This window comes from Krasilnikoviella flava (genome assembly GCF_900167525.1).
GTDB classification, from domain to species: Bacteria; Actinomycetota; Actinomycetes; order Actinomycetales; family Cellulomonadaceae; genus Isoptericola; species Isoptericola flavus.
The window spans coordinates 409,285-420,619 of sequence record NZ_FUZQ01000004.1 but is presented as its reverse complement, the minus strand read 5'-3'; the positions used below and the strand labels follow the sequence as shown (position 1 = coordinate 420,619).

Here is an 11,335-nt window from a genome sequence, read left to right as displayed (position 1 = left end):
ACTCCCAGCTGTCATCGGTGGACGGCCCGCGCGACATCGACGCCGCGGGGCCCTTGATGCCCCACAACGTACGGACCGTTGCAGCGGTATGCAAGATCTTGCGATAACTTTTCAGCAACGCGCGGCAACATGGAGGCATCGCGCGCGCGACCGGCCACCGACCGGCCGGCGTCTCACCCCAGGACGAGGAGGTCCCGTGTCCCCTACGATTCCTCGGGTGCGAACCCGACTGAGCGACCTGGCGGAGCAGGCAGGCGTGTCGACAGCCACGGTGTCCCGTGTGCTCAACGGCAAGCCCGGGGTGGCCAGCTCCACCCGGCAGGCCGTGCTCGCCGCGCTCGACGTCCTCGGGTACGAGCGCCCCTCGGTCCTGCGCGGCCGCTCGGCCGGCCTCGTCGGCCTCATCGTCCCCGAGCTGACCAACCCCGTCTTCCCCGCCTTCGCCCAGGCGATCGAGTCGATCCTCGCGCAGCGCGGTTACACGCCCCTGCTGTGCACGCAGGCCCCCGGCGGCACCACCGAGGACGAGTACGTCAGCACCCTTGTCGACCACTCCGTCGACGGCATCGTCTTCGTCTCCGGACTGCACGCGGACACCCGCGCGGACCACACGCGCTACTCGATGCTGCGAAGCCAGGGGGTGCCGATCGTGCTGGTCAACGGCTATGCGCCGGGCATCGACGCGCCGTTCGTCTCGCCCGACGACGCGGCCAGCGTGGACGTCGCGGTGCAGCACCTGGTGACCCTCGGCCACCGCCACATCGGCCTCGCGATCGGCCCGGAGCGGTACGTGCCCTCGCGCCGCAAGCTCGCCGCGTTCCTCGCGGCGCTCGTCCGGCACGGCCTCGCCGACGACGAGGCCGCCGCGCGCGACCACGTCCGATCCAGCCTGTACACGCTGGAGGGCGGCCAGGCCGCCGCCGCCGAGCTGCTCGACGCCGGGCACACGGCCGTCGTGTGCGCCTCCGATCTCATGGCGCTCGGGGCCGTGCGCGCCGCGCGGTCGCGGGGCCTGTCGGTGCCCGACGACGTGTCCGTCGTCGGGTACGACGACGCGCCGCTGATCGCGTTCACCGAACCCCCGCTGACCACGGTGCGCCAGCCCGTCGAGGCGATGGCCCGGGCGACCGTGAGCGCTCTTCTCACGGAGATCCAGGGCGAGCGGGCCACCCGCACGGAGCTGCTGTTCGCGCCGGAGCTCGTGGTCCGGGGATCCACCGGGGCGGCGCCGCGGGGCTGACATACCCCGCTGGCGGACAGAGTTGCTGTGAATCTTGCAGCAACGCTTACACTCGACGGTCAGCACGGGCTCGCCGTGCGTGACCGTGCCCGCACGCCCGATGCCATGCACCGACTCGGGCCCCCGAACAGGTGAGGAAGCCAGCGATGACCTCCACCCCGACCATCACCCCCGCCGCGACCGGGGTCGACACGACAGACGACCTGCTGCGCACCGGCGCCGTCGTGCACGCCGGGAGCGGCGCCGCACGGCAGTGGTGGCGCGACGCCGTGATCTACCAGGTCTACCCGCGGTCGTTCGCCGACGCGAACGGCGACGGCATCGGCGACATCCCCGGCGTCACCGCGCGGCTGGACCACCTCGAGGCGCTGGGCGTCGACGCCGTCTGGCTGTCTCCGTTCTACCGTTCGCCCCAGAACGACGCCGGCTACGACGTCGCCGACTACCGCGACGTCGACCCGCTGTTCGGCACGCTCGCCGACTTCGACGACCTGCTCGCCGGCGCCCACGCGCGCGGCATCCGCGTGATCGTCGACCTCGTGCCCAACCACTCCTCGGACCAGCACGCCTGGTTCCAGGCGGCGCTCGCCGCCGCCCCCGGCTCCGCCGAGCGGGCGCGGTACATGTTCCGTGACGGCCGCGGCGCCGACGGCTCGCAGGAGCCGAACAACTGGCAGTCGATCTTCGGCGGCCCCGCCTGGACGCGCGTCACCGAGCCCGACGGCAGCCCCGGCCAGTGGTACCTGCACCTGTTCGACTCGACGCAGCCCGACCTCGACTGGACCAACCCCGAGGTGCGCGCCGAGTTCGAGGACGTGCTGCGGTTCTGGCTCGACCGGGGCGTCGACGGCTTCCGCGTCGACGTCGCGCACGGCCTCGTGAAGGCCGACGGCCTGCCCGACTGGGACGGGCACGTCGAGATGGTCGCCGGGTCCACCGACGACGCCGCCGACGAGAGCACCGGCGACGTTGAGCCCGGCGCGCCCGAGGACGGCTCCACCGGCGCCGGCAACCACGGGCCGATGTTCGACCAGGACGGCGTGCACGACGTCTACCGCGCCTGGCACCGGGTGCTCGCCGAGTACGACGGCGACCGCTGCCTCGTCGCCGAGGCCTGGGTCGAGCCGCTGAGCCGGCTCGCCCGCTACGTGCGCCCCGACGAGATGCACCAGGCCTTCAACTTCTCGTTCCTCACCACCGGGTGGGACGCCGCCGCCCTGCGGACCGTCATGGAGGCTTCCTACCGCGCGAACGACGAGGTCGGCGCGCCCACCACCTGGGTGCTGTCCAACCACGACGTCGTGCGTCACCCCTCGCGCCTCGGCTCCGCCGACCCGTCGCTCAAGGTCAACGGCGTCTTCGCCACCGACCCGCAGCCCGACGAGGAGCTCGGTCTGCGCCGTGCCCGCGCGGCCAGCCTGCTCATGCTCGGCCTGCCCGGCTCGGCGTACCTGTATCAGGGCGAGGAGCTCGGGCTGCCCGAGCACACCGCGCTGCCGGCCGAGGTGCGTCAGGACCCAGCGTTCTTCCGCACGGGCGGCACCGAGGCAGGCCGGGACGGCTGCCGCGTGCCGCTGCCCTGGTCGGCCGACGCCCCCGGGTACGGTTTCGGGCCCGCCGGCGACCCCTGGCTGCCGCAGCCCGAGTCCTTCGCGCGCTACGCCGCCGACGTGCAGTACGGCGTCGAGGGCTCGACGTTCGAGACGTACCGCGGCGCGCTCGCGCTGCGCAAGGCCGAGGGCCTGGGCCACGGGGCGCTCGCCTGGCTCGAGGCGTTCGCCGCGTCCGCCGACGTCGTCGCGCTGCGCAACCAGGACGTCGTCGTGCTGGCGAACCTGGGGACCGAGCCGGTCGTGCTGCCTCGCGGCGCGCAGGTGCTGATCGCCTCCGGCCCGGTGCTCGCCGACCGGTCCGCCGACCCGCAGATGCGCGTCCCCGCCGACACGACGGTGTGGCTCCGCGCCTGACCGCTCCGCCGAGGTAGTCCGAGAACCGGCGAGGTAGTTCGAACTACCTCGCCTCTTCCGGAACTACCTCGGCACGGTGCGGACTACCTCGGCGATCGGGTCGCTCAGCCACCGCTGACGCTGAGCTCGGCCTCGCGCAGCTTCGCCTCGAACTCGGCGTCGAGGTCGCGGGAGTCGAGCCAGCCGTACGGCAGGTGCGGCTGCTTCGGGGAGCCCGCGCGCCCGCGCGGGCCCTCGGCGTCCTCGCCCGGGTAGGGCAGGTCCAGGTCGAGCACGTCGAGGCGCTCCCGCAGCTCGGCCAGGGTGGAGACCATCGCGAGGGCACGGCGCGCGTCGCCCCCGGCGGCGTACCCCTTGAGGTACCAGGCCATGTGCTTGCGCAGGTCGCGCATGCCCTTGCCCTCGTCGCCGTCGTAGTAGTCGATCATCAGCTCGCCGTGCCGGTAGACGGTGTCGGCGACCTCGCGCAGGTCCGGGCGCACGCGCGTGGTCACGCCGTGGAAGGCGGCGGCGAGGTCGGCGAACAGCCACGGGCGGCCCTGGCAGCCGCGGCCGACGACGACGCCGTCCGCGCCGGTCTCGCGCACCATGCGCAGCGCGTCCTCGGCCGACCAGATGTCGCCGTTGCCCAGCACCGGCACGGTGCGGACCGCCTCCTTGAGCCGCGCGATCGCGGTCCAGTCGGCCGTGCCGGAGTAGTAGTCGGCGGCCGTGCGGGCGTGCAGCGCCACCGCGGCGACCCCGAGCGACTCGGCGATGCGGCCGGCCTCCAGGTAGGTCAGGTGGTCGTCGTCGATGCCCTTGCGCATCTTCACGGTGACGGGCACGCCGTGCGGCTCGGCGGCCTCCACCGCCGCGCGGACGATGTCCGTGAACAGCTGGCGCTTCCACGGCAGCGCGGAGCCGCCGCCCCTGCGCGTCACCTTGGGCACGGGACAGCCGAAGTTGAGGTCGACGTGGTCGGCACGGTCCTCGCCCGCGATGATCGCCACCGCGGCGCCGACCGTGGCAGGGTCGACGCCGTATACCTGCGCGGAGCGGGGCGTCTCGTCGTCGCCGAACGTGACGATGCGCAGCGACTCGACGTTGCGCTCCACGAGAGCGCGGCTGGTCACCATCTCCGCGACGTACAGGCCGGGGTCGAAGCCCTGCGACGCCCCGGCCTCGCGGCACAGCGTGCGGAAGGCGCGGTTGGTGACGCCGGCCATCGGGGCCAGCACCACCGGGGTGTCCACGGTGATCGGCCCGATCTGCAGCGGCGGCAGGACGCGCGCGGCGTCGGTGCTGACGGGATCGAGGGTGGAGGTCACGTACCCCATTGTCGCAAACGCCGACGGGTGCCCCGTCAGAGCCAGCCGTTCTCCTGCGCGATCCGCACGGCCTCGGCGCGCGTGCGCGCGCCCGTCTTGCCGATGGCCGCCGACAGGTAGTTGCGGACGGTGCCCTCAGAGAGGAACGCCTCGGCCGCCACCTGCGCCACGGTGCCGCCGCCCGCCGCGAGCGCCAGCACGTGCCGCTCCCGCTCGGTGAGCGGGCTCGCGCCCACGGCCAGCGACGCGATGGCGAGGTCGGGGTCGACGGCGCGCAGCCCGGCGTGCACGCGACGCACGGCGTCGGCGAGCTGCTCGGCGGGCGTGTCCTTGACGACGAACCCGCTCGCACCGGCGTCGAGCGCCCTGCGCAGGTAGCCGGGGCGGCCGAACGTCGTCACGACGAGCGCGCGGCATGCTGGCAACTCCCGGTGCAGCGCCGCCGCGGCGGCGATGCCGTCCAGCCCGGGCATCTCGACGTCGAGCAGCGCGACGTCCGCACCGGAGGAACGGGCGGCGTCGAGCACCTCGTCCCCGCGCCCGACCTGGGCCACGACCTCGAGGTCGGACTCGAGGTCGAGCAGCGCGGCGAGCGCGCCCCGCACGAGCGCCTGGTCGTCGGCCAGCAGCAGTCGGATCACGGGTCGATCCTGGCACCCGCGGGCGACGCGTCGTCGCGGGCCGTCACGGCGATCCGGAAGCCGCCGAGCGCGCTCGGGCCCGTCTCCAGCACCGCGCCGGCCTGCCGGGCGCGCGCGGCGAGGCCGATCAGCCCACGGCCGCCGCCCTCCTCCCGGGGCCCGGGCACGCCGCGGCCGTCGTCCTCGACGACGAGCGAGCCGGGGGTGAGGGTCACGACCACCCGGGACGCGCGCGCGTGCCGCACCACGTTGGTGGTGCCCTCGCGCAGCACCCACGCGAACAGCTCCCGCCGGTCGGCGGGCACGGCATCGACGGCACCCGGGAGCTCGGCGGCGACCCCGGCTGCGTCGAGCGCGGATCGGGTGGCGGCGAGCTCGCCGGCGAGGGTGACGCGCCGCGCCCCGGCGACCGTGCCGCGCACGTCGGCGAGCGCCCCGCGGGCGAGGTCCTGGATGTCGGCGACCTCGGCGGCGGCCCGGGCCGTCGGCGACGAGGCGGCACCCTCGGGGCCCGCCGAGGCGAGGAGCTTGGCCGCCAGCTCGGCCTTGACGGAGATGACGGTGAGCGAGTGGCCGAGGACGTCGTGCATGTCCCGGGCGATGCGCTCGCGCTCTCGGGCGACGGCGAGGTCGGCCACCTGCTGCTGGGCCTCGCGGAGGCGCCGGTTGCGCTCGATCACCTGCGTGAACCCGTACACCGCGGCGCTGGCGAGCAGCGCCCCGACGACGTTGCCGTCCTCCGTCTGCCACCCCGGCAGCACGCGCGGCAGCACGACCATGACCACGACGCTCGCGCCGACGATCACCAGCGCCACGCGCCCCGGCACGAGATAGATCGCGGTGACGCACACGAAGACGAGGCCGACGAGTCCGTGCTGCTGCGCGGCAAGGCACGAGAGCGCGACGCACACGACCTGCACGACCAGCAGCAGCACCGCGGCGCGCGGGCGCAGGGCGGGCCGCCGCCGATACCGCAGGAACGTCAGCGCGAAGATCGTCGCGACCCCGAGGACGCCGACGACGCCCACCGCGCGCAGCAGCGCGGTGGGCGCGTCGAACGACGCCTGGAAGGGCTCGACGAGGAAGACCACCCAGATGATCGCGAGCATCGGGCCGAACCGCGGCATCCCGCCGAGCGGGTAGCGGGAGTCGGGGTCCGACGGAAGGCCGCCGGGCTCGACGGGCGGCGCGGCGGGGGACGTCGGGGTCACGTCCCCCACCGTGCCATGCCCGCCTGTCGCGCAGGCGGAGCGGACGCTCACACCCGCGCCGTGTCCTTGCGGAACCGCCAGGCGGCGCCGACGGAGAAGATCACGGCCCACGCCACGACGTTCACCACGGCAGTGATTCCGAGCTCGCCGCCGAGGGGCGCGTGCACCAGCTCGGCCAGGCCGTACGTCGGGAAGAGCTGCGCCACGGTGGCCCACCAGCCGTCGCCGAGCGGCACGAACAGCCCGCCGGCGAAGGAGAGCAGCGCGAGCACCGGGCCGAGGATCTGCATGACGTTCTCCGCCGGGAGCAGGTAGCCCATGAACAGGCCGAACGCGGCGAAGACCAGGGAGCCCACCCATGCGAGCAGCGCGCACAGGACCCAGGCGGTCGCCGGCATCTGCGCCCCGGTGACCGCCGCCACCACGAGGGTGACCAGGACGGAGGCCGCCCCGAGGGCCATCGCGGCGGCGAGCTTCACCGCGACGTAGACGGCGGGCCGCAGCGGGGTCAGGCGCAGCTGCCGGGTCCAGCCCTGGGCACGCTCCACGGACACGCTCGCGCCACCCGCGGTGGCGGTGACCATCGCCCCGTACAGCGTCATCGAGACGGCGATCCACGCGGTGACGTTGCCGTGTCCCGCGCTCTGGTTCGCGTAGTCGCCCTGCAGCCCGAAGATGAGGAAGAGGACGGGCGGCATGACCATCGAGAAGATCAGGGTGCGCCGGTTGCGCAGCGAGCGGCGCAGCTCGACGGCGAGGTAGGCGCGCACCGCGGTCGAGGTGCGGATGCGCGGTCGCGCGGCGGGAGCCGAGGTGACGCCCGACGTCGTGCCCGAGGTCGTGCCCGGTGTCGAGGTGGTGGCGCTCATCAGGAGGCTCCGTCCATGGTCGTGGCTGCGGTGGCGGTGAGGGCGACGAACGCGTCCTCGAGGTTCTCGGAGGCGACCTCGAGGTCGCTCGCGGTCGTCTGCGTGAGCAGGAAGCGGGCGACGACGTCGGAGTCGGGTGTGCGCACGACCAGCCGCGACCCGCGGTGGTCGATGGCGTCCACGACCGGCAGGCCGCGCAGCTGCACGGTCACGGCGGCGCGCTCGCCGTCGTCGTCGATCCGGGCGCTGACGGTGCGCCCCGACGCGAGGTTCTTCACCTCGGCGGTGGAGCCGTCGGCGACGACACGTCCCTGGCTGACCAGCACCACGCGGTCGGCGTACGCGTCCGCCTCCTCCAGGTAGTGGGTGGCGAAGACGACGGTGCGGCCCGCCGCGGCGTCGGCGCGGATCGCGGCCCAGAACTCGCGGCGGCCTTCGACGTCCATGCCGGTGGTCGGCTCGTCGAGGAGGAGCAGGTCGGGCTCGCTGACCAGGGCCATCGCGAACCGCAGGCGCTGCTGCTGGCCACCGGAGCACTTGCCCACCAGGCGGTCGGCGAGGTCGGCGATGCCGGCCCGCTCCAGGTAGGGCGTCGGAGAGCCGGTCCGGCCGAACAGCGCCGCGGTGAGGCCGACGGTCTCGGCCACGGTGATGTCGCGCAGCAGCCCGCCCGTCTGCATCACCGCGGCGACGCGGCCGGCGGCGATCGCCTCGGCCGGGTCGGTGCCGAACACGCGCACGGTGCCGGCGGTGGGGGTGCTGAGCCCGAGCACCATGTCGATGGTGCTGGTCTTGCCGGCGCCGTTGGGGCCGAGGAACGCCACCACCTCGCCGGGGGCGATCTCCAGGTCGATGCCGTCGACCGCGCGGACGGGCCCTGCGGACGAGGGGAACTCCTTGCGCAGCCCGCGCAGGCTCAGTGCCGGTGGTGCGGACGGTGTCGTGGTGCTCGTCGAGGTCATGCCTCGATCCTCGCCGTGCGGCGCCCTGACCTGCAGGGTCGCCTGTCACGACGTGGCCATGACATCTGTCATGGCTTGCCGAGATAGAGCGCGCGCCGCGCTGAGATAGATCTATCTCGGCGCGGCGCGCTCTATCTCGGCAGGACTCGGGCTCTGTCTCGGCGGGAGACGTCGTCAGCCGAAGTTCACGCCCTGCGCCAGGGGCAGCTCGGTCGAGTAGTTCACGGTGTTGGTGGCGCGGCGCATGTACTGCTTCCACGAGTCGGAGCCGGACTCGCGACCGCCGCCGGTGGACTTCTCCCCGCCGAACGCGCCGCCGATCTCCGCGCCGGACGTGCCGATGTTGACGTTGACGATGCCGCAGTCGGAGCCGACCTCGGACAGGAACGTCTCCGCCTCGCGCACGTCGAGCGTGAAGATCGCGCTGCTCAGCCCCTGCGGGACGTCGTTGTGCAGGGCGATGGCCTCCTCGAGCGTGTCGTAGGTCAGCACGTAGAGGATGGGCGCGAACGTCTCCCGACGCACGACGTCCGTCTGCGCCGGCATCCGCACCAGCGCCGGCGAGACGTACGCCGCGCCGGGCGCGCCGTCGACTTCGACCGCCTCTCCCCCGACGACGACCGTGCCGCCGTCGGCCCGGGCCTCGTCCAGCGCGGCGAGCATCCGCTCGCGCGCCCCGCCGTCGGTGAGCGGGCCGACCAGCGTGCCGTCGGCGCGCGGATCGCCGATCGGCAGGCCGGCATACACGGCCTGCAGCCGGCCGACGAGGTCGTCGACCACCGACGAGTGCACGATGAGCCGCCGCAGGGAGGTGCACCGCTGCCCGGCCGTGCCCGCGGCGGCGAACACGATGCCCCGCACGGCGAGGTCGAGGTCGGCCGACGGCGCGACGACGGCCGCGTTGTTGCCGCCGAGCTCCAGGAGGTACCGGCCCCCGCGGCCGGCGACGACGGGCGCAACCTGCTGGCCCATCCGCTCCGACCCGGTCGCGGACAGCAGGGCGACCCGGCGGTCGGCGACCAGGGCCTCCCCCGCCTCGCGCGCGCCGAGCACCACCTGGCTCACCGCCTCGGGGAACCCGGCCTCCGCGAGCGCCTGCCGCAGCAGGGCGTTCGACGCAAGTGCGCTCAGCGGCGTCTTCTCGCTCGGCTTCCACACCACGGTGTCGCCGCAGACCAGGGCGACGGCCGTGTTCCACGACCACACCGCGACGGGGAAGTTGAACGCGCTGACGACGCCGACGACGCCGAGCGGGTGCCACTGCTCCATGAGCCGGTGGCCGGGGCGCTCGGACGGCATCGTCCGCCCGCCGAGGGACCGCGACAGGCCCACGGCGTAGTCGCAGACGTCGATCATCTCCTGGACCTCCCCGAGCGCCTCCGAGGTGATCTTGCCCGCCTCGATGGTCACGAGCTCGGCCAGGTCGGCCTTGTGCTCGGTGAGCAGCTCGCCGAGGCGGCGCACCACCCCGCCGCGCACCGGACCGGGCACCGAGCGCCAGGTGCGGAACGCCTCAGCGGCGGACGTGATCGCGGCGTCCACGTCGGCCGCCCCCGCCTCCGGGAGGGTGAGCAGCGGCTCGCCCGCCAGCGGCGAGACGACGGGGATGGTCGAGCGTGTCGAGGTCCCGTCCGCGGGGTCGACGAGCTCGACCGACGGTACGTCGGCGCCGATCCGTCGCAGCGCGGCGAGCGCGGCCTCGCGCAGCTCGGCGCCGAGGGTGCCCGCGGCGGGGGTGGTCGTGTCGGTGGTGGTCATGCGTCGGCTCCCGTGCTCGTGGTGGTGGGGACGGCGGGCGTCGCAGCCAGGGTCTCCGGCGCGACGCCGCGGAGGTGCGCGGCAGAGGTGAGCGAGGCCGCCACCTGCGCCGCGTACAGGTCGAAGGGGTCGAACAGCTCGCGCCCGACGGCGCCGGCCATCCAGTCGGCGTCACGCTCCTCGCCCGCCTGGCTGGCGTCCTTGGAGCCCTCCTCGGTGAGGTTCGACTGGAAGATGCCGGCGGCGGAGCGGGGCAGGAAGTCCTCGTAGACGATCGGCTCCCGGGCCACCGCGCCGTCGTCGGTCGTCTCGTAGGTGAAGTACCCGAGACCCTGCTCGACGAGCCCGGCCTCGGTGGCGGGGAACGTCCGGCGCCACACCTCGGGCGTCGCGCCCTGCACGACGGCGGCGTCGTAGCGCGCCCGGCCCTCCCGGGTCAGCGCGATGCCGCGCGCCTCGACCTCGCCGAACCGCACGCGCAGCGCGTCCTGCACGATCTGCCCGTCCGGCGTGCGGAACGTGCGCGGCTCCGCGAGCGCCCGGAACGACGTCTGCCGCAGCAGCACGTCCGGCCCCTCCCACAGCGGCGGGCCCTGGATGGCGTCGATCATCGTGATGCCGCGCGCCTCCATGCGGGCGTACAGGTCGTCGATGTCGAGGACGCGGGGCGTGAGGTGGTTGATGTGCGTGGTCGGCACGCCGCCGATGTCGGCAGCCACCGCCGAGACCGCCTCGAGCTCCCGGTACCAGGCCTGGTCGACGGGCTCGCGCCCCAGCTCGAACGCTGCGGTGGCCAGGCGCAGGAACGCCGCTGCGTCGTCGCCCGCGAGCCCGCCGTCGGCCTCGGCGCGGTCGGCGAGCGCCAGCAGCTCCGGCCCGAACAGCGTGCGGGCCCCGAGGAACCGCTCGAGCCGCCGCTGCAGGTCCGCGCTGAAGAACCGCCTGTCGGACGGCACCAGCATCGAGGTGAAGACGCGGAAGGGGTTGCGCGCCAGCTCGGCCCGGTCGATCGGCCGGAACGCCGTGGAGATCACGGGTACGGAGGACGACGACGCGTCGCGGAGGTCGTAGAAGCCCACGGGGTGCATGCCCATCGCGCCGAAGATCCGCGCGACCTGCTGGATCTCCGCAGGCGTGCCGACCCGGATCGCGCCGTGCCGCTCGGCCGTGACGCGGTCGATGGAGCCCAGCCGCTCGGCGTCGGCGCCGCGGGCCCGCACGACGTCGGCGTTGACGTCGTGGGACACCTCGAGCAGCGTCGTATAGGCGGGCACCTCCCGGCCGTACATGTCGGACAGCGCACGGGCGAACGCCGCCCGCAGCTGCCACGGTTCCCAGAACGTGCCACGTGTGTCACGGATGTCAAGGGACGTCACG

At 74.1% G+C, this 11,335-nt stretch carries 9 protein-coding genes; 2 read left to right on the top strand and 7 right to left on the bottom strand.

Going from position 1 to position 11,335, the window contains the following annotated elements; translation table 11 throughout:
- Positions 1 to 217: 217 nt before the first annotated feature.
- Together B5Y66_RS12830 and B5Y66_RS12825 are read left to right on the top strand one after the other, a co-directional pair.
- Positions 218 to 1,240, top strand: a complete 1,023-nt coding sequence (locus B5Y66_RS12830; protein WP_245807093.1) for a LacI family DNA-binding transcriptional regulator — start codon at positions 218 to 220, stop codon at positions 1,238 to 1,240.
- 146 nt (positions 1,241 to 1,386) lie between these two features.
- Positions 1,387 to 3,207, top strand: a complete 1,821-nt coding sequence (locus B5Y66_RS12825; RefSeq protein ID WP_079574867.1) for a glycoside hydrolase family 13 protein — start codon at positions 1,387 to 1,389, stop codon at positions 3,205 to 3,207.
- A gap of 104 nt (positions 3,208 to 3,311) precedes the next feature.
- Here B5Y66_RS12825 and dusB read toward each other — a convergent pair whose 3' ends face one another.
- The 7 genes from dusB to hglS all read right to left on the bottom strand — a co-directional run bounded on the left by dusB (position 3,312) and on the right by hglS (position 11,334).
- Positions 3,312 to 4,526, bottom strand: coding sequence for a tRNA dihydrouridine synthase DusB (gene dusB, locus B5Y66_RS12820; protein ID WP_079574866.1), 1,215 nt, complete (start codon positions 4,524 to 4,526; stop codon positions 3,312 to 3,314).
- A gap of 26 nt (positions 4,527 to 4,552) precedes the next feature.
- Positions 4,553 to 5,158, bottom strand: a complete 606-nt coding sequence (locus B5Y66_RS12815) for a response regulator transcription factor (protein WP_079574865.1) — start codon at positions 5,156 to 5,158, stop codon at positions 4,553 to 4,555.
- On the bottom strand, positions 5,155 to 6,369 hold the full coding sequence (locus B5Y66_RS12810; RefSeq protein WP_139820870.1) for a sensor histidine kinase: 1,215 nt from the start codon (positions 6,367 to 6,369) through the stop codon (positions 5,155 to 5,157). Before B5Y66_RS12810 ends, B5Y66_RS12815 begins: the two co-directional genes overlap by 4 nt.
- A 47-nt stretch (positions 6,370 to 6,416) precedes the next feature.
- A complete protein-coding gene (locus tag B5Y66_RS12805; RefSeq protein WP_079574863.1) occupies positions 6,417 to 7,238 on the bottom strand; it encodes an ABC transporter permease in 822 nt (273 codons plus the stop codon).
- Positions 7,238 to 8,200 carry an ABC transporter ATP-binding protein gene (locus tag B5Y66_RS12800; protein ID WP_079574862.1) on the bottom strand — a complete coding sequence of 321 codons (963 nt, stop codon included), beginning with the start codon at positions 8,198 to 8,200 and terminating at the stop codon, positions 7,238 to 7,240. The genes B5Y66_RS12805 and B5Y66_RS12800 overlap by 1 nt, the downstream gene beginning before the upstream one ends.
- 174 nt (positions 8,201 to 8,374) lie before the next feature.
- Entirely contained in the window at positions 8,375 to 9,958 is a 1,584-nt protein-coding gene (gene amaB / locus B5Y66_RS12795; protein WP_079574861.1) for an L-piperidine-6-carboxylate dehydrogenase, read from the bottom strand.
- Positions 9,955 to 11,334, bottom strand: a complete 1,380-nt coding sequence (hglS, locus tag B5Y66_RS12790) for a 2-oxoadipate dioxygenase/decarboxylase (RefSeq protein WP_281252004.1) — start codon at positions 11,332 to 11,334, stop codon at positions 9,955 to 9,957. Before hglS ends, amaB begins: the two co-directional genes overlap by 4 nt.
- Position 11,335 lies beyond the last annotated feature (1 nt).

Coding starts and splice junctions, on each gene's coding strand:
- B5Y66_RS12800 (WP_079574862.1), bottom strand. CDS start 8,200: ATGACCTCGACGAGCACCACGACACCGTCCGCACCACCGGCACTGAGC.
- B5Y66_RS12825 (WP_079574867.1), top strand. CDS start 1,387: ATGACCTCCACCCCGACCATCACCCCCGCCGCGACCGGGGTCGACACG.
- amaB (WP_079574861.1), bottom strand. CDS start 9,958: ATGACCACCACCGACACGACCACCCCCGCCGCGGGCACCCTCGGCGCC.
- dusB (WP_079574866.1), bottom strand. CDS start 4,526: ATGGGGTACGTGACCTCCACCCTCGATCCCGTCAGCACCGACGCCGCG.
- B5Y66_RS12805 (WP_079574863.1), bottom strand. CDS start 7,238: ATGAGCGCCACCACCTCGACACCGGGCACGACCTCGGGCACGACGTCG.